General features: G+C 71.6%; 22 protein-coding genes, 2 tRNA genes, 1 other RNA gene and 2 pseudogenes. 13 read left to right on the top strand and 14 right to left on the bottom strand.

Features of this window, described 5'->3' with window-relative positions; all coding sequences use genetic code 11:
• Positions 1 to 75: 75 nt before the first annotated feature.
• Positions 76 to 819 (bottom strand): hypothetical protein, encoded by a 744-nt coding sequence (locus CEQ11_RS06970; protein WP_227718783.1) that lies wholly within the window; start codon positions 817 to 819, stop codon positions 76 to 78.
• A gap of 99 nt (positions 820 to 918) precedes the next feature.
• Between CEQ11_RS06970 and CEQ11_RS06965 the strand changes: the two genes are divergently transcribed.
• Entirely contained in the window at positions 919 to 1,971 is a 1,053-nt protein-coding gene (locus CEQ11_RS06965) for an acyl-CoA thioesterase II (protein WP_088478181.1), read from the top strand.
• A 118-nt stretch (positions 1,972 to 2,089) separates the two neighbouring features.
• On the opposite strand, the gene ettA is transcribed toward CEQ11_RS06965, so the two are convergent.
• Complete coding sequence (gene ettA, locus CEQ11_RS06960; protein WP_087134158.1) at positions 2,090 to 3,772, bottom strand: energy-dependent translational throttle protein EttA; 1,683 nt, start codon at positions 3,770 to 3,772, stop codon at positions 2,090 to 2,092.
• Positions 3,773 to 3,841: 69 nt separating this feature from the next.
• Positions 3,842 to 4,447, bottom strand: coding sequence for a single-stranded DNA-binding protein (locus tag CEQ11_RS06955; RefSeq protein WP_088478180.1), 606 nt, complete (start codon positions 4,445 to 4,447; stop codon positions 3,842 to 3,844).
• A 200-nt stretch (positions 4,448 to 4,647) separates the two neighbouring features.
• Here CEQ11_RS06955 and CEQ11_RS06950 point away from each other — a divergent pair.
• Both CEQ11_RS06950 and CEQ11_RS06945 read left to right on the top strand, forming a co-directional pair.
• Positions 4,648 to 4,721 (top strand) — tRNA-Arg (locus tag CEQ11_RS06950).
• Between the two features lie 33 nt (positions 4,722 to 4,754).
• On the top strand, positions 4,755 to 6,257 hold the full coding sequence (locus CEQ11_RS06945) for a DUF2079 domain-containing protein (RefSeq protein WP_227718782.1): 1,503 nt from the start codon (positions 4,755 to 4,757) through the stop codon (positions 6,255 to 6,257).
• Positions 6,258 to 6,430: 173 nt separating this feature from the next.
• Here CEQ11_RS06945 and CEQ11_RS06940 read toward each other — a convergent pair whose 3' ends face one another.
• The 3 genes from CEQ11_RS06940 to mptB (CEQ11_RS06930) are packed head-to-tail and all read right to left on the bottom strand — an operon-like array spanning position 6,431 to position 11,258.
• Positions 6,431 to 7,804, bottom strand: coding sequence for a glycosyltransferase family 87 protein (locus tag CEQ11_RS06940; RefSeq protein WP_088478179.1), 1,374 nt, complete (start codon positions 7,802 to 7,804; stop codon positions 6,431 to 6,433).
• Positions 7,801 to 9,606 carry a polyprenol phosphomannose-dependent alpha 1,6 mannosyltransferase MptB gene (gene mptB / locus CEQ11_RS06935; protein WP_088478178.1) on the bottom strand — a complete coding sequence of 602 codons (1,806 nt, stop codon included), beginning with the start codon at positions 9,604 to 9,606 and terminating at the stop codon, positions 7,801 to 7,803. The genes CEQ11_RS06940 and mptB (CEQ11_RS06935) overlap by 4 nt, the downstream gene beginning before the upstream one ends.
• Positions 9,603 to 11,258 (bottom strand): polyprenol phosphomannose-dependent alpha 1,6 mannosyltransferase MptB, encoded by a 1,656-nt coding sequence (gene mptB, locus CEQ11_RS06930; RefSeq protein WP_088478177.1) that lies wholly within the window; start codon positions 11,256 to 11,258, stop codon positions 9,603 to 9,605. Before mptB (CEQ11_RS06930) ends, mptB (CEQ11_RS06935) begins: the two co-directional genes overlap by 4 nt.
• 165 nt (positions 11,259 to 11,423) lie before the next feature.
• Between mptB (CEQ11_RS06930) and orn the strand changes: the two genes are divergently transcribed.
• From orn to CEQ11_RS13480, 3 genes and pseudogenes are all read left to right on the top strand, one after another.
• A complete protein-coding gene (gene orn, locus CEQ11_RS06925) occupies positions 11,424 to 12,062 on the top strand; it encodes an oligoribonuclease (protein ID WP_102957496.1) in 639 nt (212 codons plus the stop codon).
• 137 nt (positions 12,063 to 12,199) lie between these two features.
• A tRNA-His gene (locus CEQ11_RS06920) sits at positions 12,200 to 12,275 on the top strand.
• Positions 12,276 to 12,434: 159 nt separating this feature from the next.
• A pseudogene (locus CEQ11_RS13480) lies at positions 12,435 to 12,530 on the top strand (antibiotic biosynthesis monooxygenase); the annotation flags it as partial.
• A gap of 26 nt (positions 12,531 to 12,556) precedes the next feature.
• Here the strand turns inward: CEQ11_RS13480 and CEQ11_RS06915 are convergent.
• A pseudogene (locus CEQ11_RS06915) lies at positions 12,557 to 14,275 on the bottom strand (heavy metal translocating P-type ATPase); the annotation flags it as partial.
• A gap of 197 nt (positions 14,276 to 14,472) precedes the next feature.
• Positions 14,473 to 14,700 carry a heavy-metal-associated domain-containing protein gene (locus CEQ11_RS06910; RefSeq protein ID WP_036381311.1) on the bottom strand — a complete coding sequence of 76 codons (228 nt, stop codon included), beginning with the start codon at positions 14,698 to 14,700 and terminating at the stop codon, positions 14,473 to 14,475.
• Positions 14,701 to 14,866: 166 nt separating this feature from the next.
• Here CEQ11_RS06910 and CEQ11_RS06905 point away from each other — a divergent pair, with 166 nt between their 5' ends.
• Complete coding sequence (locus CEQ11_RS06905; RefSeq protein ID WP_227718781.1) at positions 14,867 to 15,568, top strand: Crp/Fnr family transcriptional regulator; 702 nt, start codon at positions 14,867 to 14,869, stop codon at positions 15,566 to 15,568.
• A 90-nt stretch (positions 15,569 to 15,658) separates the two neighbouring features.
• Entirely contained in the window at positions 15,659 to 16,276 is a 618-nt protein-coding gene (def, locus tag CEQ11_RS06900) for a peptide deformylase (protein ID WP_088478176.1), read from the top strand.
• Between the two features lie 146 nt (positions 16,277 to 16,422).
• Here def and CEQ11_RS06895 read toward each other — a convergent pair whose 3' ends face one another.
• The gene (locus tag CEQ11_RS06895; protein WP_070639700.1) at positions 16,423 to 17,868 is read right to left on the bottom strand and encodes a glyceraldehyde-3-phosphate dehydrogenase; all 1,446 of its coding nucleotides are present in this window, start codon (positions 17,866 to 17,868) and stop codon (positions 16,423 to 16,425) included.
• A gap of 170 nt (positions 17,869 to 18,038) precedes the next feature.
• Here CEQ11_RS06895 and rnpB point away from each other — a divergent pair.
• Positions 18,039 to 18,425: RNase P RNA component class A (rnpB, locus tag CEQ11_RS06890), an RNA gene on the top strand.
• A 101-nt stretch (positions 18,426 to 18,526) separates the two neighbouring features.
• Here the strand turns inward: rnpB and CEQ11_RS06885 are convergent.
• On the bottom strand, positions 18,527 to 18,859 hold the full coding sequence (locus CEQ11_RS06885) for a hypothetical protein (RefSeq protein WP_227718780.1): 333 nt from the start codon (positions 18,857 to 18,859) through the stop codon (positions 18,527 to 18,529).
• Between the two features lie 104 nt (positions 18,860 to 18,963).
• Between CEQ11_RS06885 and CEQ11_RS06880 the strand changes: the two genes are divergently transcribed.
• Complete coding sequence (locus tag CEQ11_RS06880) at positions 18,964 to 19,770, top strand: YaaA family protein (protein WP_088478951.1); 807 nt, start codon at positions 18,964 to 18,966, stop codon at positions 19,768 to 19,770.
• A 3-nt stretch (positions 19,771 to 19,773) separates the two neighbouring features.
• Here the strand turns inward: CEQ11_RS06880 and CEQ11_RS06875 are convergent, their stop codons facing one another.
• From CEQ11_RS06875 to CEQ11_RS06865, 3 genes are all read right to left on the bottom strand, one after another.
• Positions 19,774 to 20,733 carry a reverse transcriptase-like protein gene (locus CEQ11_RS06875; protein WP_088478175.1) on the bottom strand — a complete coding sequence of 320 codons (960 nt, stop codon included), beginning with the start codon at positions 20,731 to 20,733 and terminating at the stop codon, positions 19,774 to 19,776.
• A gap of 127 nt (positions 20,734 to 20,860) precedes the next feature.
• The gene (locus CEQ11_RS06870; protein WP_070639704.1) at positions 20,861 to 21,595 is read right to left on the bottom strand and encodes a zinc ribbon domain-containing protein; all 735 of its coding nucleotides are present in this window, start codon (positions 21,593 to 21,595) and stop codon (positions 20,861 to 20,863) included.
• Positions 21,592 to 22,455, bottom strand: a complete 864-nt coding sequence (locus CEQ11_RS06865) for a Nif3-like dinuclear metal center hexameric protein (RefSeq protein ID WP_369804918.1) — start codon at positions 22,453 to 22,455, stop codon at positions 21,592 to 21,594. The genes CEQ11_RS06870 and CEQ11_RS06865 overlap by 4 nt, the downstream gene beginning before the upstream one ends.
• A 69-nt stretch (positions 22,456 to 22,524) precedes the next feature.
• On the opposite strand from CEQ11_RS06865, the gene msrA reads away from it, so the two are divergent.
• The 3 genes from msrA (at position 22,525) to epsC (ending at position 24,810) form a co-directional block, all read left to right on the top strand.
• Positions 22,525 to 23,097 carry a peptide-methionine (S)-S-oxide reductase MsrA gene (gene msrA / locus CEQ11_RS06860; RefSeq protein WP_369804934.1) on the top strand — a complete coding sequence of 191 codons (573 nt, stop codon included), beginning with the start codon at positions 22,525 to 22,527 and terminating at the stop codon, positions 23,095 to 23,097.
• Between the two features lie 73 nt (positions 23,098 to 23,170).
• Positions 23,171 to 24,103, top strand: coding sequence for a cysteine synthase A (gene cysK, locus CEQ11_RS06855; RefSeq protein ID WP_088478173.1), 933 nt, complete (start codon positions 23,171 to 23,173; stop codon positions 24,101 to 24,103).
• Positions 24,104 to 24,222: 119 nt separating this feature from the next.
• Positions 24,223 to 24,810, top strand: a complete 588-nt coding sequence (epsC, locus tag CEQ11_RS06850) for a serine O-acetyltransferase EpsC (RefSeq protein WP_088478172.1) — start codon at positions 24,223 to 24,225, stop codon at positions 24,808 to 24,810.
• A gap of 157 nt (positions 24,811 to 24,967) precedes the next feature.
• Here epsC and gndA read toward each other — a convergent pair whose 3' ends face one another.
• A complete protein-coding gene (gene gndA, locus CEQ11_RS06845; protein WP_088478171.1) occupies positions 24,968 to 26,476 on the bottom strand; it encodes an NADP-dependent phosphogluconate dehydrogenase in 1,509 nt (502 codons plus the stop codon).
• Positions 26,477 to 26,551: the final 75 nt, after the last annotated feature.

Raw genomic sequence — 26,551 nt, 5'->3', positions numbered from 1 at the left:
GGCGGTGCGGGGTCCGTCGTCGGGAAGGGCCGGAAGGCGTCCGCGGAGGCGGCGGTGAGGCTCACGGCCGACGGGTCAGAGGGCGACCGCGGGCCTGTGGAGGACGAAGCCGCCGGTGGTGTCGATGCGTGTCCACGGCCCCGACTGCAGGACGCGGGCGCGGCCTTCCGGCGGGAGGAAGCCGAGGGCGAAGGCTGCGAAGGCGCATCCGGAGGGGACCACGGCCGGTTCGCCCAGCATCTGGCCCCAGACGGCTGCGCGCAGACGTTGGACCACGGCGTCCCCGGGGTTGGTCGGCAGGGCCTGTCGGATGGCCGTGATGCCGTCCTTGGCCACCATGATGAGGTCCTTGTGGGCGACCTCGGCGACCTGGGTCCAGCCGCCGCGCGGCGGCGTCAGGGCGGTCCACGGCTGGTTCTCCCGGGACGGCGGGACGCTGAAGGTGCGGTCCACGCCGCCGGCCGGCCCCGAGTCCTTCATCCGCGCGGTGCGCTCGAGGACCGCGGCCAACGGCACGGTCGCGTCCAGGTCATCGGCGTGCTCGGAGGAGGCGACCGGGACGGTGCGCAGGCCGAGGATCGTGGGCACCTCGTCGCCGAGTCCACGCGGTGCCATGACGTTCACCCACTGGGCGAGGACGGCGTCCTTCCCCTCCGTGGCCGGGCCGATCAGCTGCAGGCGCATGCCGGTGTCCGAGACCTTCTTCGCACGTGTGGCGAACTGCTCCAGGTCCGCGACCGCCGCATCCGAAGTGAGGGTCAGGCGGGACGGGTCTGCATGGGTCTCGGATCCGGCTCCGGGGCGGCGCTGCTCAGTCATACTGGTCATTGTCGCAGGGCGGCTCCGGCTTCCGGGGCCCGCCACGCGCCGCAGCCGAGCAGTACCGCTGGTACCGTACCGCGCCGAGGAGGAAGACGCATGAGACAAGGACCGGAGCCCGAGCACGAGGGCAACCAGGGCTCGCCGGCCCGGCGCCCCCTGCGCCACGGCCTGGTGCGTCCGGACACCGCCCCGGCCGATCCCACCGCCAGGCTCCGGGGCCTGCTGGAGCTGGAGGAGGCCGCTGCCCATCCGCTCACCGGCGACGCTCGCTTCACCGGCATCACTCCAGAACAGGCCCATGGTCGCGTGTTCGGCGGCCAGGTGCTCAGCCAGTGCCTCGCCGCCGCCGCGCGGACGGTGGAACCCGGCCGGGACGCGCATTCGCTGCACGGCTACTTCGTGCGCCCGGGCGACGCCTTGAAGCCCATCACCTTCACCGTGGAGCGGGTCCGCGACGGCCGCTCCTTCTCGGTCCGCCGCGTGCTCGCCAGCCAGGACGAGAAGGCCATCCTCACCCTCACCTGCTCCTTCCAGGCGCCGGCAGACGGCGTCGACCACCAGGCGACCATGCCGGAGGGCGTGCCCGCCCCGGAGGATCTGCCCACCACTGCGGACCTGCTCGGCGACATCCGCCACCCCATCGCCCAGGAGTGGGCCTGGGCCCGGCCCTTCGACATCCGCCACGTGGCCCCGGCCGTCTACGTGTCTCCCGCCGCCGAACGGACGAACACGAACATGGTCTGGATGCGGACCTTCACCCGGCTGGCCGACGACCCGAACCTGCACCGCGCGGCGCTCGCCTACGCCTCCGACTACACACTCCTGGAGCCCGTCCTGCGCCAGCACGGCCTCGCCTGGACCCAGCCGAAGATGTCCGTGGCCTCCCTGGACCACTCCATGTGGTTCCATCGTCCGGCCCGCGTCGACGAGTGGCTGCTCTACGTCCAGTCCAGCCCGTCCGCCCAGGGCTCGCGCGGCCTCGGCCAGGGGCACGTCTTCACCCGAGACGGGGAGCTGGTGGCCACGGTCGCGCAGGAGGGCATGCTTCGCCTGCCGCAGGGGTCCGATGCGGTGACCGCCAAGGTCCAGGGTGCGCTGCAGACCCTGGCGATGAAGACGGTGATGCGGCGCCCGCGTCGAAAGGGCTGATCGGCGGCACGAAAAGCCTGATCGGCAGCACGGGTGTCCGCCGGCTCGGCCGGCACCGACCGCGGCCCGCCGTCGAGGAGTGCTCGCACGGCGGGCCGCGGGGCAGGCTCGGACGCGGTCAGTCGCGGGTGAGCTTGCGGTGGGTGACGCGGTGCGGGCGGGCGGCCTCGGGGCCGAGGCGCTCCACCTTGTTCTTCTCGTAGGACTCGAAGTTGCCCTCGTACCAGTACCAGTTGGCCGGGTTCTCCTCGGTGCCCTCGTAGGCCAGCATGTGGGTGGCCACGCGGTCCAGGAACCAGCGGTCGTGGGAGACGACCACGGCACAGCCCGGGAACTCGAGCAGCGCGTTCTCGAGGGAGGTCAGGGTCTCCACGTCGAGGTCGTTGGTGGGCTCGTCGAGGAGCAGCAGGTTGCCGCCCTCCTTGAGGGTCAGGGCCAGGTTCAGGCGGTTGCGCTCACCGCCGGAGAGCACGCCGGCCTTCTTCTGCTGGTCCGGGCCCTTGAAGCCGAACGCGGACACGTAGGCGCGCGAGGGCATCTCGACGTTGCCGACCTTGATGTAGTCCAGGCCGTCCGAGACGACCTCCCACAGCGACTTCTCCGGGTCGATGTTGGCGCGGGTCTGGTCCACGTACGAGATCTTCACGGACTCGCCGATCTTCAGCTCGCCGCCGTCGAGCGGCTCGAGGCCGACGATGGTCTTGAACAGGGTGGTCTTGCCGACGCCGTTCGGGCCGATCACGCCGACGATGCCGTTGCGGGGCAGCGAGAAGGACAGGCCGTCGATGAGCACGCGGTCGTCGAAGCCCTTCTTCAGGTCGGTGGCCTCGATGACGACGTTGCCCAGGCGCGGGCCTGGCGGGATCTGGATCTCCTCGAAGTCCAGCTTGCGGGTCTTCTCCGCCTCGGCGGCCATCTCCTCGTAGCGGGCCAGGCGGGCCTTCGACTTGGCCTGGCGGCCCTTGGTGTTGGAGCGGACCCAGTCCAGCTCCTCGGCGAGGCGCTTGGCGAGCTTCGCGTCCTTCTTGCCCTGGATCTCCAGGCGCTTCTGCTTGGTCTCGAGGTAGGTGGAGTAGTTGCCCTCGTACGGGTAGAGGCGGCCGCGGTCGACCTCGCAGATCCACCCTGCCACGTGGTCCAGGAAGTAGCGGTCGTGGGTCACGGCCACGACGGCGCCCGGGTAGGAGGCCAGGTGCTGCTCCAGCCAGAGCACGGACTCGGCGTCCAGGTGGTTGGTGGGCTCGTCGAGCAGCAGGAGGTCCGGCTTCTCCAGCAGCAGCTTGCACAGCGCCACGCGGCGCTTCTCGCCGCCGGAGAGGTGGGTCACCGGGAAGTCGCCCGGCGGGCAGCGCAGCGCGTCCATGGCCTGCTCGAGCTGGGAGTCCAGGTCCCAGGCGTCGGCGGCGTCGATCTCGGTCTGAAGCGAGCCCATCTCCTCCATGAGGGCGTCGAAGTCCGCGTCCGGGTTCGCCATCTCGTCGGAGATCTCGTTGTAGCGCTGGATCTTGCGGTAGATCTCCCCCACGCCCTCCTGGACGTTCTCGAGCACCGTCTTGTCCTCGTCCAGCTCGGGCTCCTGCATGAGGATGCCGACGCTGTAGCCCTCGCTCAGCCGGGCGTCGCCGTTCGAGGGCTCGTCCAGGCCGGCCATGATCTTCAGGATCGTGGACTTGCCCGCGCCGTTGGGACCGACCATGCCGATCTTGGCGCCGGGGAAGAACGACATCGTCACGTCGTCCAGGATCAGCTTGTCGCCCACCTTCTTGCGGGCCTTGACCATGGTGTAGATGAATTCCGCCATGCTCACCAGGCTAGTCGGTGGCCGCCGAAAACCTCGCCTCGACGGCCACCTTCGCCCGAGAGACGAGACTCACGCCCAGCTCGGGGTGCGCTCAGACGCCTCGGTGGCGGCCTCCTCGAACTCCTCCTCGGCCTCCTCACCCCCGGCGTCGCCGGGCACCTCTGCGGACCACGGGTCCGCCAGCGACTCGCCCACACGGGCCAGCTCGCCGGTGTCCGGGTCCACACGATGCCCCTCGGGCACATCGGCCTCGTCGACCTCCTGCGGTTCCCCCGGCTGCCCGGTGCGGGCCTGGAAGTCCTGGTCGGCCTGGTGTGCGGAGACCGTCTTGTTGTAGGCGCAGGTGCCGAAGTTCAGGTCCAGCCCGACGGCGTCCGCCACGATGTCCACCGAGGTGCCGGAGCGTTCCTCGGTGGACCAGTCCCGGATGCGCTGGCGTCCGACCACCACGAGCGGGTTGCCCTTCTTCGTGGACTGCAGCACGTTGGTGGCCTGCCGCCCGAAGACGGCCACGTTGTACCAGTTGGTGTGGGCGTCCGCCCAGTGGCCGGCCGCGCGGTCGAAGCGCCGCTCGGTGGTGGCCATGCGGAAGTTGACGACGGTGACGCCGTTCGGTGTGGTGCGCTCGGCCGGGTCGGTGGCGATGCGGCCGCGGAGGGTGATGGTGTCCTGCATGTGCGGATCCCTTTCCGGTGGTGGACCGGCCCGGATGGCCGGCCGCTGGGACCAGTCCACGCGGCACGTCTGCCGTGGCGCCAGGGCTCACCCCGCTTCTGTGGACGGCTGAGCCGGTCCGGTCGGCTGTGCAGGACAGGAGGGACCCGCGGACGCCGCCGCGGCGTGCCCCGGCGGAGCAGTAGACTGGCCGATGCCCAGCCCCAGTAGCTCAGCCGGACAGAGCAGCGGCCTTCTAATCCGCCGGTCGGGGGTTCGAATCCCTCCTGGGGCGCTTCCCGTGCACGGCCGACCCCTGAGGAGTCCCTTGCGTTCCCGCCTGAGAGCCGCGCTGACGGCCCCGCACTCCCCCGTTCCCGCGGTGACGGTGTCCCGCGGCCAGTGGATCCAGCTCGGCCTGCTCATGGCGGCCTTCGCGGCACTGTACGTCACGCACTCGTTCCTGCGCTTCGCCGCCTACGAGGCGAAGGGCTACGACCTCGGCATCTTCGACCAGGCCGTCCGCCAGTACGCGATGTTCAAGGCGCCGATCGTCCCGGTCAAGGGCGTGGACTTCAACCTGCTCGGTGACCACTTCCACCCGATCCTCGCGCTGCTCGCGCCGTTCTACTGGATCTGGGACGACCCGCGGATGCTCGGCATCGTGATGGCCCTGTGCCTGGCCGTCACCGCGATCCCGGTCTACCTGTTCACCCGCCGCCGCACCGGTCACGTCACCGCGATGATCGCCTCCGCGGCCCTGCTGCTGTGGTGGCCGTTCCAGGCGATGGTGAACTGGGACTTCCACGAGATCACCCTCGGCGTGCCGATCATGGCCTGGCTCATCTGGGCCCTGGACGGTCACCGGGCCTGGCTCGCCACGGCGCTGGCCGTCGGCCTCCTGTCCGTCCGCGAGGACATGGGCATCACCCTGGTGGCGATCGCCCTGGTGATGGCGATCCGCCGCCACTGGTGGCCGGCGCTCGTCACCTTCGTGTCCGGCCTGGTCGGCTACTGGTTCGCCACCTCGGTGGTGATCCCGCACTTCTCCCCCACCGGCGCGTTCGGATACTGGCAGTTCACGGCCCTCGGCCCGGACATGGGCAGCTCGGTGACGTTCCTGCTCACCCAGCCCTGGAACGCCGTCGCCGTGCTGTTCGACCACCCGCTGAAGGTCGCCCTGTGGCTGCTGCACTTCGTGCCGCTGCTCCTGCTGCCGCTGCTCAGCCCGGTGACGCTCATGGCGTTGCCGATCATCTGCTCCCGCCTGTTCAACGACCGCCTCAACGTCTGGTCCCCCGTCTACCAGTACGACGCGATCCTCGCGCCGATCCTGCTGATGGCCGCGATCGAGGTCGCAGCCCGCCTCGGCCTGCGCTGGCCCAAGGTCTCGAGGCTCCCCACGGCAGTGGCCTCGGTCCTGCTGGCCTCCGGACTGGTCGGCACCGCCTTCTTCCCCCAGGTGTTCCCGTTCCACCGCACGCTCACCGGCGAGCTGCACCTGCGCCAGCACGGCCAGGACCTCGCCCACGCCGTCTCCCTCATCCCGGACGGCGTCTGCGTGGAGGCGGCCGACAACGCCGTCCCCCACCTGACCACCCGCACCTATGTGGGCCTGCACGGGGACATCGGCGACGAGCTGTCCACCTGGATGATCGTGGACACCAAGGTCGACGAGCTCGGCGGCTGGGACCCGCTCACCCCGGACCAGGCCCTCGAGCGCGCCGAGCGCCTGGGCTTCACCGAGGTCTGGCACGAGCGGGACGTGGTCGTCCTCGAGAAGAAGGGCGCCCCTGTCAGCCCGGTCTGCTCGGACTACCTGGAGCGCTGAGCCTGCGGCGCCCGCCGTGCGCCGCAGGCCCGGCGGCCGGGTGACCGTCCGTGGCGCAGCCCCGCCCCGCGGTGCCCCTCCTGGACCACGACGACGGTGGCCCACCTCCTCCAGGAGGTGGGCCACCGTCGTCGTGAAGCGTGTGGGCGTGGCCCCGTGGGCGCCTCCGCCCGTCAGCGCACCGCGGACTCCCGGCGTTCCGTGCGGACGGGGCCGCGACCGGCAGGCGGGAGAAGGAAGCGGTCCGGGTGGTCGGCGAAGACGCCGTCGCCCGGGTCCGCGTAGCGGCCGTCCCCGGCGTCCGGGGCGAGCCCGGCACGCACCGGGTCTCGCTCGGGGTCGAGGATGTCCTTGACCACGGTCACGCAGATCCAGATGACCGCGGCCATGTGCAGGACGATGCCGGAGCCGTACCAGAGCGGGATCCACAGCGCGTCCTGGCCGAAGGCGCCGGAGGAGGTGATGCGGGCCGACTCCATCCAGACGCCGCCCCAGTGGTAGACCTCGATCGCCTGCCAGACCCAGAAGGTCTTCCAGCGCGGGCTGGCGAGCACGACGAGCGGGATCAGCCACATCACGAACTGCGGCGAGTACACCTTGCCGAGCAGGATGAACGAGGCCACGATCAGCAGGCACAGCTGGGCCATCCGCGGGCGGTGGCGGCTGGACAGGCCCAGGTAGGCCACGCCGGCGCAGCAGAGGGCGAACAGGCCGTTGGAGATCAGGGAGAAGGTCTCGCCGGACCAGCCGGTCCAGGTGAAGGCGAGCCACAGGGAGGAGAACGAGACGGGCCGGTCGCCGGAGAACGTGTAGAAGCGGGACCACTGGTCGAAGGCGGTGAGCATGAACGGGACGTTCACGGCCAGCCAGGTGAGCACGCCCACGGCGAGGGTGGTGAAGAACCTCCCGAGCTTCAGGGTGCGGATCGCCAGGACGAGGATCGCGCCGAGGAAGAACAGCGGGTAGAGCTTCATCGCTGCGCCGAGGCCCAGCAGCACGCCGGAGAGCACGGTGCGGCCGTTCGACCAGGTCCACAGGGCCAGGGCGGCGAGCATGACCGCCCAGAGGTCCCAGTTGAGCATCGAGGTCAGCACGATGCCCGGGGCGAGGGCCACCAGGAGGGCGTCCTTGGAGCGGTGGCCTGCGGTGAAGGCCGTGGCGACCACGACGACGATCCAGCACAGCACCACCCCGAGCGCGTTGACGTCGAAGTAGGTGACCGTGCGCTCGGCCACGGAGCCGTCTGCCGGCACGAGCCAGCTCGTCACCCCCGCGACGACCGCCAGCAGCGCCGGGTACTCCATCCACTGGTCCTCAGGCAGCGGCGTGTAGAACGGGAAGTAGCCGTCGGCGAGGCCGCGCGTGGGGTACAGCTGAGCGAAGTCCGAGTAGCACATGTGCAGGTGCACATCCGGCACGCCCCAGCCGTTCAGGCGGCACCACTGTTTGGACAGGAACGCCGCGACGGCGGCCAGCAGCGTGAGACCGACCAGCACGGCGATCCACTTCGACCGTGGAGCGGTCTGTCCGGCGACGGAATGGCTCACTGGGGACTCCTGGGAAGGGGACGGGAAGCGGGACCGGAGTCGGTCCGGTTCGAGGCTATCGCGGGGGCGAGGCGGACGACGTCGGCGGCGCGGTGTGCCGGGGTGGGCTCTGCCTCAGGCTCGATCAGCTCGGCCTGCCGGCGGCGGCCCGGGAAGAGCCGTCGCGTGTGCGGGTCGAGCCAGACCAGCCACACGATCATGGCCAGGCAGAGCACCGCCGTACAGAGGCGCACCACGGTCAGCGGCACCCAGTTCGCCACAGCGAGCTGGTCCACCGCCCCCACGGCGGTGAGGGCGAGGACCAGGGCGATGTTCACCCAGCCGAGCCAGCGCGGGTGGTTGTTGCGTCCCGGCAGCGCGCAGGCCGCCAGGGGCAGCACCCAGAGCAGGTACCAGGGCTGGACGATCGGGGCCAGCACGATGGCCACGAGCAGCACCGAGGCGGAGGTGGCGATGGGGTCGGCGGCGCGGGGACGCAGGGCACACCAGGCCGTGTAGGCCAGCGTCGCCGCCGTTCCTGCGGTGTAGAACCAGCCGGCGGCCTGCCGGGCGGGCACGGCGGTGACCACGTCCACGAGCGCGCCGAAGCCGAGGCCGAGCAGTCCGAAGGGCGCATACGGGAAGGCGGCGTCGCCGCTGGTGAGCATCGCCTGGACCCACCCGAAGCCCAGGCCGGTGGCCGCGCCGATCGTCGCGAGGACGGCCAGGGCGGCGGCACCGGTGGTGAGCCAGGGGCCGATGCGGCGGCGCAGGCTCAGGCCGGTTCCGTCCCGGAAAGGCCTCCAGCCGGCTGGCAGCAGCAGGGCCGCGAAGGGCAGCACGAGCGCCGTGAGCGGCTTGATGGCGACGGACAGCACGATGAGCAGGATCCCTGCGAGGGCGGGGAGACGGCGGCGGGGCTCGCGCACCAGCAGCACGAATCCGGCGAGCATGAGGCCGATCATCAGGGCGTCGTTGTGGACGCCGGCGACCATGTACAGCAGGAAGAGGGGGTTGGCCACCACGAGCCACACCGCCCAGTCCGGGTTCCGTCCGGCCGCCTCGGCCAGGCGCGGCACGGCCCAGAGGCACAGTGCCAGCCCGGCCACGGCGATGGTGCGGTACAGGAGGACCGCGACCTCCGGGATGCCGGCGCTGAGGCGCCAGATGGCCTCGGCCATGCCGAGGAACAGCGGCCCGTAGGGGCTCGGCGACTCCGCCCAGATGGAGTCCGCGCCGTACATGAACCAGCCGGGCAGCTGGGAGACGCCCTCGGTGTACGGGTCCAGCCCCGCGGAGACCATCCGACCCTGCTGGATGTAGGAGAACACGTCCCGCGAGAAGATCGGCACGCAGACCAGCAGCGGGACCGTCCACCACCAGACCGCCCGGCGGACGGCGATCCCGTGGGTGGCCCAGCACCCTGACACCTGCTGGCCCAGCCGCAGCCAGGACCGCACGAGCAGCAGACAGCCCACGGCGAGGACCAGGGCGAACGGCAGCGCCGTGGACAGGTCCAGCCGGACGAGCTGGAAGGAGCGCACCCGGGCGAGGAACGACTCGGGCACGGAGGGCATCCATCCCACGCCGAGGGAGCCGATCACCACGAGCACCGAGGCGAGCACGCCCTGACGCAGCGCGGCGTAGGGGTCACGGTCGTGGGACGGCAGGAACCAGCCCACCACCGCCAGCCGGCAGAGGCGGCGACGCAGCCGGTGCAACGTCCTGCCGAGCCCTCCGGCCGGGGGCTCGTGCGCGGGTGCCTGCCGGCCGCCGGCCCGCGGGGACGTGCCGACCGGGCCGGGGTGCTGCGCAGAGGTCATCGTTCGTCGCCCGAACGACCCTGCACCTCGTGCGGCTCGGCGGATCGGCTGCCGAACAGGGCCGCCAGCGCCGGGCGCACGTGCCAGTCGTCCTTCACGAAGCGTGACGTCTTGCGGTCGACCACGAGGATCCACCCCAGGCAGATCACCGAGACCAGCAGGGAGAGGTGCTCGACGTCCTGGGCGATGTCCAGGAACTGCCAGGTGAACAGCTGGTCCGAGGCGCCGAAGGCCAGGAAGTAGCCCACGGTGAAGACGACCCACTTGATCTGCCAGTTGTCCCTCAGGCCGATCACGGCGAAGAACGGGAGCAGCCAGAGCAGGTACCAGGGCTGGATGATGGGCGAGAACACCACCAGGGCGGTGAAGGCCCACGTCATGCGCTCCATGGCCCGGTCCTGCCGGCCGACGAACATGAGGATCACAACGACGATCACCGAGATGATGCGGCCCACCCGCTTGTAGGTGTCCTCCACACCGGAGGTGTCCCAGTCCATCAGGCCGAACACGCCCTGGGTGATGTCGTTGAGGATGCCGATCGGCGACCACGGGACGGTGCCCGTGCCGGTGCCGAGCATGACCTCGAGCCACCCGAAGCCGAAGCCGTTCAGCCGGCCGACGACGACCATGATGCCGAAGGCCAGGGCCGCGGTGATGCCCCACATCACGAAGCGCCGTATCCAGCCGGCCGCCGGACCGGCCCAGAGCAGGGCGATGAACGGCAGGAGCACCATGGTGATCGGCTTGATGCCGATCGACAGTGTGGTCAGCACGACGGCCCCGACTCCCCAGGCGGCCGAGATGACCGGCCCCTCGGCGGGCCGCGGCCTACCGGCGCGCAGCGCACAGTAGGTTCCGGCCAGGGCCAGGCCCACCATCAGGGCGTCGTTGTGGCCGGAGGCGACGAAGGAGATCGTGAACAGCGGATTGGCCGCCGTGATCCATACGGCCCAGGCCCCGTTGACCTGACGCTCTCGGCACAGCAGGGGGACGAAGACGAGGATCAGCACCACACCGGCGACGGCGGCGAGGCGGAAGAGGAAGATCGCCAGGTCCGGGTTGTCCGGGCCGGTCGCGGCCACGACCGCCTCCTCGATCCAGAGGAACACGGGACCGTAGGGGGTGCCGTCGTTGGCCCAGGTGGCGTCCGTGCCCAGCTGGAACCAGTTGGAGAGGGAGGAGATGCCGTCGGTGTAGGGGTCCTGGCCGGCGACCATGAGCCGCCCCTGCCCCACATAGGCGAAGATGTCACGGCTGAAGATCGGCAGCGCTAGCAGCTGCGGCAGACACCACAGGACCGTGGCGACGTTCACCATCCTGAGCGCTCCGTGGCCGAACGGCCGGGTCACCTGGCCCAGCCGCAGCCAGGCCCAGAACATCACCCAGCAGCCGAGGGTGAGCAGGACGGTGCCGAGCATGACCCCGCTCTCCTGCGTGCGGTACGGGATGAGCCACTGCCAGCGGTTGATCGGGGAGGTGGAGGCGAGCCAGCCGACGGAGAACGACCCCAGCACCAGCAGCAGGGAGCCGAGCGTGCCCGCGACGAGCGGGGTCGCGGTCCAGCCGCCCACCTTCGGATCGACGCGGAACCCGCCGATGCCCACATACTCCGGCGCGTTCGCGTCGCGCGCGGGCGGCGTCGGCACGTTCATGTGGCGGCTCCTCCTCCGGGGCACCCCTGCGGCGGGGCTCACGTGGGTCCCGTTCCCACCGGCAGTCCGGGTCGGGCGTCTACGGGGCACGAATCTACCATCGAGGCCCCCTCGAGCACGCTGGACTGCCACGGAGACGGTGGCGGCAAGAGTAGGGTGTGAGCCGTGACCGAGACGACGAAGAACGCCCACGCCCACGCTCCGCTGGTCTGGATCGACTGCGAGATGACCGGCCTGGATCCGGTGGTCGACGACCTCGTGGAGGTCGCGGTGCTGATCACGGACTCCGAGCTGAACATCCTGGACGAGGGGATCGACCTCGTGATCCGGCCCTCGGCCGAGGCCCTGGCGCAGATGGACCCGTTCGTGCGAGACATGCACACCACCTCGGGGCTCATCCGCGAGTTCGACTCCGGCCTCGCCCTCGAGGACGCCGCGGCGCAGGTGCTGGAGTACATCACCGCCCGCGTGCCGGAGCCGCGCAAGGCCCTGCTCGCCGGCAACTCGGTGGGCCAGGACAAGCTGTTCCTCTCCGCCTCCATGCCGAAGGTCGTGGAGCACCTGCACTACCGGATCGTGGACGTCTCCACCGTCAAGGAGCTGGCCCGCCGCTGGTACCCCCGCGCCTACTACCAGGCTCCGGCGAAGACCGGCGGCCACCGTGCCCTCGGGGACATCCGCGACTCCATCCAGGAGCTGCGCTACTACCGCCGCGCCGTGATGGCCGCCCCGCCCGGGCCGAGCACCGACGAGGCCCACCGGATCTCCCGCGAGGTCACCCGGGAAGGCCAGGCCGGCACCTGACCGGAGACGGCGGCCCCGCACCTCGCTCACGCCTCGATGCGTGAGCGGTGTCACCGCCGCAATGGTCATGACCGGCTGCCGAGTGTGTGTATAGTTGAACGCGCTGCTCCGAGCGCTCCACCGCTCGGGGGCGCATGGTGGGCGTAGCTCAGTCGGCAGAGCGTCTGGTTGTGGTCCAGAAGGTCGCGGGTTCAATCCCCGTCGCTCACCCCATGCGGAAGGCCCCGGAATCCTGCGGATTCCGGGGCCTTCCTCGTCTGCCCGAGCGGGCTGCGGTGCCCCTGCGCGCCGTCGGGTGATCGTGGGGCCGGCCCGGTCCCGCGTGGCCGGGCATCGAGGCGGCCGGTGACGGAGCGCTGGCGGGACGGGCGCTTGCCCGCCGCTCACGCCGCCGAGCGGGGCGGCCGCCCGGCGCCGGTCGCCACGGGCGCCGACCTGCTCGAGTTCGAGGTCGTGGACCTGGGCTGATCCCGGCGTCGCAGCAGGCGCATCGCGTTCACGATGACCAGCAGGACCGATGCCTCGTGCACGAGCATGCCGAGGGCCATCGTGACGCCGCCGGCGAAGACGCCGGCCAGCAGGGCCACGACGGTCACGAGGGAGATCGCCATGTTCTGTCTCATCACCCGCACCGTGCGCCGCGCCAGACTGAGCGCCTGCGGCAGCCGCTCGAGCCGGTCGCCCATCAGGGCGATGTCCGCGGTCTCAATGGCCACACCGGAGCCGGCCGCGCCCATGGCCACGCCGATGTCCGCCGTCGCCAGGGCCGGGGCGTCGTTGACGCCGTCACCGACCATCGCGACGACGCGGCCCTCGGCCTGCAGGGCCTCGATCGCCTCGAGCTTGTCCTGGGGCAGCAGGCCCGCCCGCACGTCGTCGACCCCCACCTGCCGAGCCACGGCCTGCGCGACGCCGGGCTGGTCGCCGGTGAGCATCACGACCTCGCGGACGCCGATGCCGTGCAGCGCCCGGATCATGCCCGCGGCTTCGGGCCGGACGGTGTCTGCGACAGCGAGGACGCCGAGCGGGACACCGTCGACGACGACCGCCGCCGGGGTCTGGCCTGCCTCCGCCAGCTCGGCCACGACGGTCTCGACCCGGTCAACCGCGGCCGGGTCCACGCCGCGCTCGCGCAGCAGCGCCACGTTGCCCACGGCGACGACATGGCCGTCCACCTTTCCGGTGAGCCCGCGGCCGAGGACGACGTCCACATCGGTCGCCAGCGGGCCGCCCAGCAGGCCGCGGTCCCGGCCCGCCGCGACGACGGGCGCGGCCAGCGGGTGGTCCGAGGTCGCTTCGAGCCGGGCGGCCCAGCGCAGCACCTCGTCCTCGGTCCCGGGCTCGAAGGCGACGAGGTCTGTCAGCTCGGGGCTGCCCGAGGTGAGGGTGCCGGTCTTGTCGACGGCGACGGCGTCGACCTTCGCGGAGCGCTCGAGGAACTCCCCTCCCTTGATGAGCACGCCGTCCTTGGCGCCGCGGCCGATCCCCGCCACGATCGCGACCGGGATGGAGATCACGAGGGCGCCCGGGCAGCCGATGACCAGCAGGGTCAGGGCCAGGGGGACGTCCCGCGTGATCAGACCGGTCGCGAAGGCCAGCACCATGATCGCCGGGGTGTACCAGCGGGAGAAGCGGTCCATGAACCGCTGGGTCCGAGCGCGGGCCTCCTGGGCCGCCTCGACGCGGTGGATGATGCGCGCCAGCGTGGTGTCGGCGCCCACGCCCCGCGCCTCCACCTGCAGCAGGCCTGCCGTGGCCACGGTGCCCGCGTACACGGTGTCGCCGTCGGTCTTCTCCGCCGGGATGGACTCGCCCGTGATGGATGCCTCGTCCACGGCGCCGGCCCCGGTGAGCACCACGCCGTCCACGGGCACCCGGGCGCCGGCCTTGACGAGGACGGTCGCGCCGGGGGCCACCTCGTGGGCGGGCACGGTGCGCTGCGTCCCGTCTGCGTCCACGACGACGGCGTTCTCGGGCGCCGTGGACACGAGGTCCGCGAGCGCCGAGCGAGTCTGAGACAGGGTCGCGTCCTCGAGGCCGTGGCCGAGGGCGAAGAGGAAGGTCACGGCGGCGGCCTCCCAGAAATTGCCGAGCAGAGACGCGCCGATCGCGGCGGTGGCGACGAGCAGGTCGATGCCGACGGTCTTCACCCGCAGGGCGGCGATCGCGTCGCGCGCGATCGGCAGGCCGGCCACGACGGCGGCGGCGAGCATCAGGCCCGCCGCCACGAGCTGTCCGGTCCCGTGGGCCAGCTGCTCGGGCGCCAGCACGAGCGAGACGGCGATCAGCAGGCCGGCCACCACGGGGCGCCGCCAGCGGCGGGACAACGTGAACCGGGCACGAGGGCGGCCCGGACGTGTGACGGCGGGGATGGACATGGCGGACTCCGTTCGTCGGGGGCGGGGCGGTGTCAGAAGGCCGACGGCCGGGCGGTGTAGCCGACCTTGGCGACGGCCTCGACGAGGTCCTGGGCAGTGGTGGTCTGCGGGTCGTGGTCGACCTCGATGCGCTGGGTCTCGAAGTGGACCTGCGCGCCGGTCACGCCGGGCAGGGCGTCGAGGGCCTTCTCGATCTTCCGGACGCACGAGGGGCAGCTGAAGCCCTCGGCGCGGAGCAGGGTGTGCGTGGTGGGGGTCATGGTCACTCCAGTCGGTCGTCACCGGCGCGGCCGTCGGTGAGGTTGAACGGACCGGGCGGGTGCCGGGTCCGGGTCCCCGTTCCTTCCGGGGATGTCACTGACGCTACGAAGGGGACGGCGGGCTTGCCTTGACCACGGTCAAGGCACCGTGTGGGAGGCTGATGGCGTGCGTATCGACCTTCCCCTCGCCCCCGTGGGTGAACCGGAGCCGTGCGCGGCACGGGTCCGGCTGTTCGCCGGGCTGGACCTGGAACAGCTGCGCCGGGTCTCGGACCTGGCGCGGCCGGTCGTGCTCGAGGCCGGCGAAGCCCTGCACCTCGCCGGCGACCGCACCGACCGCCTGTGCGTCGTGCACAGCGGCCGCCTGGCGCTGACCCTCGGCTCAGCGACCGGCCGGGAACGCGTGGTGCGGATGGTCGAGCCCGGCGACTCCGTGGGCGAGCACGAGTTCCTCACGGGCGAGCCGGCCCGACACGGGGCACGCGCCGTGGTCGCAACGCGCCTGTGCACCTTCTCCCATGCCGAGGTCACCCGACTTCTGGCCGAGCATCCGAGCATCGGCGCACGGGTGATGCGGACGCTGGCCGTTCGCCTGGCCGAGGCCGAACAACGTCTGGCCCGGGAGCGTCAGCCGGTCACCGCGCGGATCGCCGGGCATCTGCTCGGCCTGCCCGCCTCCCGGAACAAGGCCGAGCTCGTCGTGGTGCTGGCCGCGCCGAAGAAGGACGTCGCCTCGCTGCTGGGCATTACCCCAGAGGCGTTCAGCCGCGGGCTGCGCCGACTCGCCGACGACGGCCTGATCGCCCTCGAGGGCCCGCGGGTGACGCTGCTGGATCCGGATGCGCTGGAGGCCCTCGCCGCGGAATGACCGCCGTGGTGGTGTCCCCGGCGGTAGGCTGGGGACTCCCCCCTCTCCGACCCACGCAGGCCCGCACCCCGGGCCGGGAAGCGCAGCACCATGCCCTCCATCCGTCCCATCACCGTCTACGGCGAGCCCGTCCTGCACGAGCGCGCCGCCGAGGTCGAGGTCATCGACGACGAGATCCGCACGCTGATCGAGGACATGTACGTCACCCAGGAGGCGGCCCGCGGCGTCGGCCTGGCCGCCCCGCAGGTCGGCGTGGGGCTGCGCATCTTCACCTGGACCTTCCACGACACCGGCGACGCCCCGAACGTCGGGCACGTGATCAACCCGGTGCTCACCTATCTGTCCAAGGCCTCGCAGGAGGAGCCTGACCGCCACGAGGACTCCGAGGGCTGCCTCTCCGTGCCGGGCCTGTCCTACCCGCTGAAGCGCTCTGACCACGTGCGCCTGACCGGTCAGACGGTGGACGGCGAGCCGATCGACTTCGAGGCCCGCGGCTGGTTCGCGCGCATCATGCAGCACGAGTACGACCACCTCAACGGCACGCTCTACGTCAACCGACTCGGGGACCGGTGGGCCCGGAAGTGGAAGCGCACCCAGCGCGCCGAGAAGATGAACGTCCCGGGCGTGACCTGGCTGCCCGGCGAGGACCGCGACCCCTTCGGCCACGACGACGTGGACGCAGACGAGGTGACCGGACAGGCGGACTGAGCCGACCGTCGTCGGCCCCTCCCCCGACGACGGCGCCGGCCTCCTCCAGGCCGTCCTCCGCCGGTGACGACTCACCGCAGACAGACGAAGGCCCCGCCCGGGACGACGGGCGGGGCCTTCGCGTCAGCCGTTCAGGCGCTCAGGCGTCAGGCCTTCGGGAAGGACGGCACGTCCTGGCCGGCCATCTTCTCGACGACGCGGACCACCTGGTGCGAGTAGCCGTACTCGTTGTCGTACCAGACGTAGAGGATGGCGTTCTTGCCCTCGTTGTTCACGAGGGTGGCGAGGCCGTCCACCACACCGGCGCGGTCCGAGCCGACGAAGTCGGTGGACACGACCTCCGGGGAGTCCACGTAGCCGATCTGGCCGCGCAGCTCACCGGTGAGGGACTCCCGCTGCAGGCGGGAGTTCAGCTCCTCCACCGAGGTCGGCCTGTCCAGGGCCAGGTTGATGATGGCCATGGACACGTCCGGAGTGGGGACGCGGATGGCGTTGCCGGAGAGCTTGCCGGCCAGCTCCGGCAGGGCCTTGGCCACGGCCTTGGCCGCTCCGGTCTCGGTGATCACCATGTTCATGCCGGCTGCCCGGCCGCGGCGGGCACCCTTGTGGAAGTTGTCCACGAGGTTCTGGTCGTTGGTGTAGGCGTGCACGGTCTCCACGTGGCCGTGGTCGATGCCGTACTCGTCGTTGACGACCTTGAGCACCGGGGTGATCCCGTTGGTGGTGCAGGAGGCGGCGGACACGATGGTGTCGGCGTCCTCGATGGTGTCCGAGTTCACGCCGAACACGATGTTCTTCATGTCGCCCTTGCCCGGGGCGGTGAGCAGGACCTTCTTGGTGCCGGTGGCCTGCAGGTGCTGGGACAGCCCCTCGACGTCGCGCCAGCGACCGGTGTTGTCGACGACCAGGGCGTCCTTGATGCCGTACACGGTGTAGTCGACCGTGGTCGGGTCGGACGAGTAGATGACCTGGATCTCGGTGCCGTTGGCGGTGATGACGTTGCGGTCCTCATCCACCACGATGGTGCCGTCGAACGGGCCGTGGATGGAGTCGCGGCGCAGCAGGGAGGCGCGCTTGATCAGGTCGTCGTCCGAGTTCTTGCGGACCACGATGGCGCGCAGGCGCAGCTTGGAGCCGCCGCCGGCATGGGACAGGAGGATGCGGGCCAGCAGTCGTCCGATGCGGCCGAAGCCGTAGAGCACCACGTCCTGGGTCTCGCCGAGGCCCTCGCCGCCCTTGCCCTTGACGTCGGCGAACTCGGCGTCGAGGAAGGACTGGACGTCCTGGCCGGACTCCTTCTGCTTGCGGGCCAGCTTGGCGAGGTCCACGGTGGCCGCGCCCAGGTCCATGGCGGCCATGGCCTCGACCAGCGGGTAGGTGGCCTCGACGGACAGCGGCTCGTTCTCCACGCGGCGGGCGTAGCGGTGGGCCTTGATGATGTCGATGACGCCGCGGTGGACGAGGGAGCGGCCGTAGATGCTGGTCACCACGTTGTTGTCGCGGTACAGGGTGCCGAGCAGCGGCACCATCTTCTCGGCGAGCTGCTCCTGGGTGTTCCACTCGGGAGTCTGGGTCGAGGCGTTGTCTGCCACGGTGGTCCTTCCTTGGATGCCGGTGCGGGCAAGCGCGGGCGCTTGGACCCGATCCACGTCGTCGTTGACTGCGGACGGGCCTCATTCTAGGGGGTGCGGACGCCCTCGGGCAGGGGACGGCCGCGTGGGCGGGGGTGATGCTCCGCACGCGGGTAGACTCTCGGCTCGGGACGGACCGGTGGACGGCCGCGGCCCGCACCGTCCACGGTGCGGGGTGAGGAACGTCCGGGCACCACAGGGCTGGATGGTGGGCAACACCCACTCGGGGCGACCCGCAGGCCAGTGCCACAGAGAGAAGACCGCCTCCGCTGCTCGCAGCGGGGGTAAGGGTGAAAGGGTGGTGTAAGAGACCACCAGCGGCCCCGGTGACGGGGCCGGCTCGGTAAACCCCATCCGGTGCAAGGCCGAACAGGACGCGTCACGAGGGCTGCCCGCCCCAGCGTCCGGGTTGGCCGCTCGAGCCCGTCGGCGACGGCGGGCCTAGACAGATGGCCGTCGCTGCGCTCCAGGGCAACCGACGCGCAGAACAGAACCCGGCGTACAGCCGGTCCGTCCCCCCGCCCCTGATCTGCCGGAGGCACCGCCGCCGTCCGCGTCGTCCCGACGACCGGCCCGCCCCTGTGCCTGTGCGCGGCGGTCGGTGCGGGGCCGGGTGGGCTCAGTCATCCTCGTGGACCCTTTCGAAGCGCAGGACCACGACGTCGTCTGCATCCTCCTGGTCCGTCAGGCGGTATCCGTACATCTCTGCGATGCGCAGCACCTCCGCCAGGGTGGGCTTCCGGCGGCTGCGCGGCCACTCGAGGGTGGCCCGTTCGGCGCCGGTGAAGGTGCCCTCGCGCAGCTCGGCCTCGCCGACGCGCTCCTTCGTCCGGCGGGTCCCGGAGGAGCGCACTCCGATCACGAAGGCGGCGATCAGCACGAGGAAGGCCGCAGGGGCGAGAACACCGAACACGTCCATGGCGTCGATGGCCAGCACGCTGAGTCCCTGCATGTCCGTCTCCTCTTCCGCTGCACGGTCGCCGGTGCGATGGGCCCGGGCCCAGTTCCGGGCCGCCTCCACCGTAGCCGCCCTCCTGCCTGGATAGGGTGGACGACGTGCTGATCCTCCTGCCGCCCTCCGAGGGCAAGACCGCGCCCGCCTCCGGCCGACCGCTGGACCTGTCCGGCCTGGTCCTGGCCGACGACCCCGAGGTGACCGCCGCCCGGACCGAGCTGCTCGACCGGCTCGCCCGCGTCTCCGGACGCGAGGACGCGCTCGAGGTGCTCGGCGTCGGCGCGAGCCTCGCCGCCGAGGTCGAGGCGAACCGGACGATCACGCAGAACCCCGCCGCAGCCGCCCACCGGGTGTACACCGGCGTCCTCTTCGACGCCCTCGACTACGCCTCGCTCCCGACGGCGGCCCGTACCCGGGCCCGCCGCCGCGCCCTGGTGTTCTCCGCCCTGCTCGGCGTCACCGCGCTCGGCGACGCGATCCCGGCCTACCGGCTGTCGGTCGGTGCGAGGCTGCCGGACATGCCGGGACTCGGCACCTGGTGGAAGAAGCGCCTCACCCCCGCGCTCGACGCCTTCGCGGAGCAGGACGCAGGCCCTGTCGTGGACTGCCGCTCCGGCGGCTACGCGTCCCAGTGGAAGGCCCCGTCCGGGCGCACCGTGACCGTGGACGTGTTCCAGATGAAGGCCGGGAGGCGGACCGTCGTGTCCCACTTCGCCAAGCACACCCGCGGGCTCGTGGCCCGCGAACTGCTGGCGGCCCCGGCCTCCCAGGTGCGAACCCTGGAGGAGGCGGTGGCCGTCGTCGAGAGGGCCGGGTCCCCCGAGGGCCCCCACGACTGGAGCGTGGAGCTCGTGGAGCCGACCGTGACCAAGGCCGGCTCGCTGCAGGTGGTCCTGCCCGAGCGCTGAGGCTCAGGCGGTGGCCACCAGCTCCACCTCGAAGCCGTCCTCGGTCTCGAGATAGGCCGCGTAGTGTCCGCGCCCGCCGGCGAACGGGTGGGTGTCCTCGAACATCAGGGAGAAGCCGTGCTCCTGGGCGAGCTCGGTCAGCGCATCCACCTGCGCACGGGTGCCCGCCATGAACGCCAGGTGGTTCAGACCCGGCCGACGGCGCTCATGGGCGCCGTCGGCGACGTCGGCACCGGACTCGAGCACGATGTACTCCCCCGCCCCCTGGTAGGAGCGGCCCTGCTTCCAGCGCCCGTTGCACTCGTAGCCCAGCTGCTCGAGCATCCAGCCGAGGCTGCGCTCGGCCGCCTCGAGGTCCGCGACCCAGACCTCAACGTGGTGCAGCCGACCGGGCAGTCCCTGGAGCGCGGTTTCCGCGGCGCCCGACGCGGCCGGGGCCGCAGGCTCTTCGTCGTCGGCCACAACGGCCCGGGCGTCGGTCGGCTCCGGTCCTGAGGCGTCCAGGGCCGCGACCGTGACCTCCGACGCGCCGGCATCCCAGTCCACGCCCTTCGCCCCGGCGTCCATGGCCTCGTTGGACAGCCGGTCGGCATCCTTGTTCTCGGCACGCGGGATCCACTCGTAGTCCACGCGTCCGGCCGGGTAGAGACTCCGGGCCTCGGCGGCGAGACGGCGCATGTCCTCGTGCTTGATCCTCCAGCGGCCGGACATCTGCTCGACCACGAGCTTCGAGTCCATCAGCACGTGCACCCGCGCCGAGGGGTCCACCAGGCGCGCCATCTTCAGTCCGGCGATCAGGCCGGAGTACTCGGCCACGTTGTTGGACGCCCGGCCCAGCGGCCCGGCCTCGGTCATCAGGACATCGCCCGTGACGGGGTCCCTGACCAGGGCTCCGTAGCCGGCGATGCCGGGGTTGCCGCGGGAGCCGCCGTCGGCTTCGACCTGCAGGACGCGTTCGGACACGGGGTGGTTCCTCCTTGAGGATCGGCGGGGCCGGCGGTGGGGCCGCCGGCTCAGCGGGGACGCTGTGTCAGGGGGTGCTCACAAGGTAACGGGCGCAGGGCGCCGGCCGGACGCCAGGCGCGGATGCTCAGACGCGGACCAGCAGGGCGCCGGTCTCGGGGCACTCGGCGAGCGCGTCCTCCGGCAGGGCCCGGAGGCGTTCGAGCTCGGCGGGGCTGAGCGGGGTGCCGGAGGCGCTGGAGCGGTTGCCCTCGAGGCGCCCGGCACCGATCCCGCCGTTCCGGGACCGCACCTTCTCATAGCGTGCCACGATCTCGGCCGGCAGCCCGGCGGCGGCCTCGGCACGCCGCGCGGCGAGGGAGCGACCGTGCTCGGTGATGCGCTGGCCCTCCTGCTTGAGGTGGGCCGCACGCGCGCGGCCAGAGGCCTCGACGGCGGCCTTCCGCTCCTGGACGGCGGTGACCTTCCCGGCCGCGGCGTCGGCGGCCTGCATGGCCTCGAGGGCGGCCTGGTCGTGCTCGGCGAGCAGACCCTCGAGGGTCTGTGCCTCGTGCATCATCGCCTCGAGCTCCTTGTGGGATCCGCCACCGGCGTGGAGTCGGTTGCGGGTGCGGTCGCGGTGGGCGCGGGTGGCCGCGGCCTTCTCGGAGGCCTCGGCGGCATCCCGGTCCGCCTCGCGGCGGGCCCCCTCGGCCGCCGCGAGCTGCTCGGCGAGGTCGGCGGCGTCCTTCTTGGCCTGCGCGAACTCCTCGTCCGTGCGGAGCCGGTTGAGGGCGGCCTTGGCGCGGTCGATCTCCGTGTCCAGATCCTGCAGGTCCAGCAGCGCCTGGCGCTGGGCGGCGGTGGCGGTCAGCGTGCTCATGACGGATTCCTTCCGACGAGGATGAAGTCCCAGGGGTCCGTGACGATCGAGGAGACGGCCATCTCCACCTCGTGGCCGTCCTCGGCGAGACGGCGTTCCAGGGCCTGGGCGCCGGCGGGCAGCCACAGCCACTCGCTGGCGAAGTGGGACACGTCCACCAGGTAGGGGCGGCCGTCGTCGAGGAGGGCGGCCTCACGGGCCTCCGAGGCCGGGTGGTGCCGCAGGTCTGCGGTGACGTACACGTCCGCGTCGGAGGCGCGGACAGCGTCGAAGAGGCTGTCGCCCGCTCCTCCGCAGACGGCCACGGTGCGGACGATCGCCTGCCGGTCGCCTGCCACGCGGACGCCGGAGGCCACGGACGGCAGGTTCAGGTGCACACGCTCGGCGAAGGCCTGCAGGGTGATGGGCGTCTCGAGCTCGCCGACACGGCCGATGCCCTCCTCCTCGGTGCCGCCGTCCGACGGCGCGAGCAGGCGGAGGCGGGTCAGGCCCAGGACCTCGGCGATGACGTCGGAGACGCCGCCCACGGCCGAGTCGGCGTTCGTGTGGGCGGCCACCAGCGCACAGCCGTTCTCGATCAGGGTGTGGACCACATCGCCCTTGAAGCCGGTGCCGGCCACGGAGGTGACGCCGCGGAGCAGGAGCGGGTGGTGGGTGACCAGCATGTCCGCCTCGTGTTCCACGGCCTCGGCCACCACTGCCGAGACGGGGTCCACGGCCCAGTGGATGCGGGAGACGGTCGCATCCGGCCGGCCGACGACCAGTCCGCACGCGTCCCAGGACTCGGCGAGCGCGCTCGGCCAGAGTTCCTCCATGAGACGGAGGACGTCTGCGACGGTGGGGCGGCTGGTCTCGCTCATGGAGGCCATTGTGCCGAAGAGCACGTCCGGAATGAATCCGTGCCGCGCGGTGCTGTGCCGGATGTGACTGTGAATCAGACCCCGCAGACCCCCGGCCGTGAGCGCCAGGAGCCGGACGTGCGCGAGCTGACGCTCGCAGGCGGCTGCTTCTGGTGTCTGGACGCCGTCTACCGCCGCGTGCGCGGTGTGCTGGACGTGGTCTCCGGCTACACCGGCGGGGCGCACCCGGACCCGGATTACGAGGCCGTCTGCTCCGGAGCCACCGGCCATGCCGAGGCCGTGCGTGTGCGCTATGACGCCTCCGTGGTGCCCACGGACGTGATCCTGCAGATGTTCTTCACCTCCCACGACCCGACCTCGCTGAACCGCCAGGGACACGACGTCGGCACGCAGTACCGCTCTGCGATGTTCTACCGGGACGAGGCCGAGAGGCAGCTGTTCGCCTCCGCGATCGCGGATGCGCAGCGCCTCTACCGCCGGCCCATCGTCACCACCCTCGAGCCGGCCGCCGCGTGGTTCGACGCCGAGGACGTCCACCAGGGCTTCTACGACGCGCGGCCGTTCAACGGTTACTGCCGAGTGGTGATCGACCCGAAGATCGCGAAGGCCCGCGAACACTACGCCGTGTGGCTCGAGCGCTGACGTGTCACGACCGCGCTGACTAGCCTGGCCCACAGACATCCCCCGACCCCCCACTTCCACGGAGGAGCACACCGTGACCATCCTGAACAACATCACCGAGGCCGTCGGCGGCACCCCGCTGGTCCGCCTGAACCGCCTGTCCGAGGGCCTGCCCGGCACCGTGGCCGTCAAGCTCGAGTTCTACAACCCGGCCAACTCGGTGAAGGACCGCATCGGCCGCGCCATCGTGGACGCCGCCGAGGCCTCCGGCGAGCTGAAGCCCGGCGGCACCATCGTCGAGGGCACCTCCGGCAACACCGGCATCGCCCTGGCCATGGTCGGCGCGGCCCGCGGCTACCGCGTCATCCTGACCATGCCGGAGACCATGTCCACCGAGCGTCGCGTCATGCTGCGCGCCTACGGCGCGGAGATCGTGCTGACCCCGGGCTCCGAGGGCATGCGCGGCGCCGTCGAGCGCGCCCAGCAGATCGTGGCGGAGACGGAGAACTCCATCTGGGCCCGCCAGTTCGCCAACCCGGCCAATGTCCAGGCGCACTACACCACCACCGGCCCGGAGGTCTGGGAGGCCACCGAGGGAGAGATCGACGTGTTCGTGGCCGGCGTGGGCACCGGCGGCACCATCACCGGCGCCGGCCGGTACCTGCGCGAGCAGAAGAAGGATGTGCGCCTGGTGGCCGTGGAGCCGTCCGACTCCCCGATCCTCTCCGGCGGCCAGCCCGGACCGCACAAGATCCAGGGCCTCGGCGCGAACTTCGTGCCGGACGTGCTGGACCAGGACCTCTACGACGAGGTCTACGCCGCCACCCTCGAGGAGTCCGTGGCCACCGCCCGAGACCTGGGCACCAAGGAGGGCATCCTCGGCGGCATCTCCTCCGGCGCGATCGTCTCGGCCGCCCTGAAGGAGGCCGCGAAGCCGGAGAACGAGGGCAAGCTGATCGTGGCCGTGGTGGCCGACTTCGGTGAGCGCTACATCTCCACCGTCCTGTTCGAGGACATCCGCGGCTGACCCGCAGCCGCTCCTTCCAGAGGACGACGTCGGCACCCGCGGCGGGTGCCGACGTCGTCTCCCTTGACTCCGGCCGTGCCCCGCACCGAGCCGGCCGCACGACGCGAAAGGCGAGCACCGTGGGACTTCTCTCCCGTCTCAAGGAGGACATCGCGGCCGTCCGAAGCCATGACCCGGCCGCGCGCGGGGACCTGGAGATCGCCGTGGTGTATTCAGGCCTGCATGCGGTGTGGGCACACCGGGTCGCCCACCGGATGTGGCAGCACGAGCGGCTCAAGACGCCTGCCCGCGTGCTCTCCCAGGTGGCGCGTTCCCTCACCGGTGTCGAGATCCATCCGGGCGCGACGATCGGCCGTCGCCTCGTCATCGACCACGGCATGGGCGTGGTGATCGGCGAGACCGCGGAGATCGGCGATGACGTGATGATCTACCACGGTGTCACCCTCGGCGGCCGCTCCCTGGAGAAGGTCAAGCGCCACCCCACCCTCGGCGACGGCGTCGTCGTGGGCGCCGGAGCGAAGATCCTCGGGCCGGTGGAGATCGGCGCCGGCAGTGCGGTGGGCGCCAACGCCGTGGTGGTCAAGGACACCCCGGCCGACTCCATCGCGACCGGCATCCCGGCCCGGGTCCGCCACCGAGACGAGAGGACCGAAAAGGCCCCGGCCGTGGACCCCGCGGAGTACGTGGACCCGGCCATGTGGATCTGATCCGGAGCCGACGACGGCGGCCGGCCCGCAGAGTGAGGGCTCGACACGGTGATGAGATCGCGTCTCGGCACCGTGTCGTGCCCTCACTCTCCCAGGACCCGGCCGTCCTCGCGGGGCCGAGGTGTCCGGCTCAGGACCGCACGCCGGGGTGCCCGGCTCAGGACTGCACCTCGGTGCGGTCGCCGGACCACTGGGTGTGGAAGGAGCCGTCCCTGTCCGTGCGGCGGTAGGTGTGGGCGCCGAAGAAGTCGCGCTGGCCCTGGATGAGGGCGGCGGGCAGGCGCTCGGCGCGCAGGCCGTCGTAGTAGGCCAGGGCCGAGGAGAACACCGGCACCGGGACGCCGGCGGCCACGGCGGTGGCCACCACCCGGCGCCAGGACGGCAGGGCCTCGGCGATCGCCTGGGTGAACTCCGGGGCGAACAGCAGGTTCGCCGGCTGGCCCTCGGCGCGGGTGCCCGGCTCAGGGTGGCGGTCGGTGTCCCGGCCGCCGAAGGCCCGCATGATCACGTCGAGCAGGTCGGCGCGGATGATGCAGCCGTCGCGCCACAGGGAGGCGATGGTGCCCAGGTCCAGGGACCAGCCGTACTCCGCGGCGGCGGCCGAGAGCATGTCCAGACCCTGCGCGTAGACGACGAGCTTGGAGGCGAACAGCGCCTGACGCACGTCCTCCACGAAGGCCTCCCGGTCGGACGGGGCCGGGGTGCCGGACCCTTCGGTGCCGGCGGCGAGCAGCTCGCGGGCCTGGGCGCGCACCTGCGGCTGGGAGGACAGGGATCGGGCGAACACGGACTCGGCGATGGCGGCCACCGGGGAACCCACGTCCAGGCCGGAGATCGCGGTCCAGCGGCCGGTGCCCTTCTGGCCCGCCTCGTCCACGGTCACGTCCACGAGCGGCCGCCCGGTCTCGGCGTCGACCTGGGAGAGCACCTCGGCGGTGATCTCGATCAGGTAGGAGGCCAGATCGGTCTGGTTCCAGGCGGTGAACACCTGGGCCTGCTCCTCCGGCTCCATACCGGCGACCTGGCGAAGCAGGTCGTAGGCCTCGCCGATGACCTGCATGTCCGCGTACTCGATGCCGTTGTGGACCATCTTCACGTAGTGGCCGGCGCCGTCGGTGCCGACCCAGGCGCAGCAGGGCTCTCCGTCGAAGTCCGCGGCGATCTTCTCGAGCATCGGGCCGAGGGCCGTGTAGGACTCCTTCGGTCCTCCGGGCATGATCGCCGGGCCGTTGAGGGCGCCCTCCTCGCCGCCGGAGACGCCGACGCCCACGAAGTGCAGGCCCTTCTCGGCCAGCGCGGCCTCGCGGCGCCGGGTGTCCTCGTAGTGGGAGTTGCCGGCGTCGATCACGATGTCCCCGGTCTCCAGCAGCGGCACGAGCTGCTCGATCACGTCGTCCACCGGCTTGCCGGCCTTGACCATGATGAGCACGCGGCGCGGGGCGGCCAGCGACTGCACGAGCTCCTCGAGGGTCTCGGTGGCCACGAACTCGCCTTCGTGGCCGTGCTCGGCCACCAGCGCGTCGGTGCGGGCGCGGGAGCGGTTGTGCAGGGCCACGGTGTAGCCGTTGCGGGCGAAGTTGCGGGCCAGGTTGGCGCCCATGACGGCCAGGCCGGTCACGCCGATGTCCGCGGTGCCGGTGGGGATGCTGGTGGTCGCCTCGCTCATGCTCTGCCTCTCCCGGGCGTCTGACGCCCTCTGCGGTGGGTGGGTCTGGTCGGATGTCCCTGCGGGGACGTGTCG

It is taken from the genome of Micrococcus sp. FDAARGOS_333 (assembly GCF_002206575.2).
GTDB classification, from domain to species: Bacteria; Actinomycetota; Actinomycetes; order Actinomycetales; family Micrococcaceae; genus Micrococcus; species Micrococcus lylae.
The sequence above is the reverse complement of the archived record's forward strand: the minus strand, read 5'-3'. Positions and strand labels throughout refer to the sequence as shown.

Excerpts from the sequence above, each read along its gene's own strand:
- CEQ11_RS06970 (WP_227718783.1), bottom strand. The coding sequence starts at position 819 with ATGACTGAGCAGCGCCGCCCCGGAGCCGGATCCGAGACCCATGCAGAC.
- CEQ11_RS06965 (WP_088478181.1), top strand. The coding sequence starts at position 919 with ATGAGACAAGGACCGGAGCCCGAGCACGAGGGCAACCAGGGCTCGCCG.
- ettA (WP_087134158.1), bottom strand. The coding sequence starts at position 3,772 with ATGGCGGAATTCATCTACACCATGGTCAAGGCCCGCAAGAAGGTGGGC.
- CEQ11_RS06955 (WP_088478180.1), bottom strand. The coding sequence starts at position 4,447 with ATGCAGGACACCATCACCCTCCGCGGCCGCATCGCCACCGACCCGGCC.
- mptB (WP_088478178.1), bottom strand. The coding sequence starts at position 9,606 with ATGACCTCTGCGCAGCACCCCGGCCCGGTCGGCACGTCCCCGCGGGCC.
- mptB (WP_088478177.1), bottom strand. The coding sequence starts at position 11,258 with ATGAACGTGCCGACGCCGCCCGCGCGCGACGCGAACGCGCCGGAGTAT.
- CEQ11_RS06910 (WP_036381311.1), bottom strand. The coding sequence starts at position 14,700 with ATGACCCCCACCACGCACACCCTGCTCCGCGCCGAGGGCTTCAGCTGC.
- def (WP_088478176.1), top strand. The coding sequence starts at position 15,659 with ATGCCCTCCATCCGTCCCATCACCGTCTACGGCGAGCCCGTCCTGCAC.
- CEQ11_RS06885 (WP_227718780.1), bottom strand. The coding sequence starts at position 18,859 with ATGCAGGGACTCAGCGTGCTGGCCATCGACGCCATGGACGTGTTCGGT.
- CEQ11_RS06870 (WP_070639704.1), bottom strand. The coding sequence starts at position 21,595 with ATGAGCACGCTGACCGCCACCGCCGCCCAGCGCCAGGCGCTGCTGGAC.
- CEQ11_RS06865 (WP_369804918.1), bottom strand. The coding sequence starts at position 22,455 with ATGAGCGAGACCAGCCGCCCCACCGTCGCAGACGTCCTCCGTCTCATG.
- gndA (WP_088478171.1), bottom strand. The coding sequence starts at position 26,476 with ATGAGCGAGGCGACCACCAGCATCCCCACCGGCACCGCGGACATCGGC.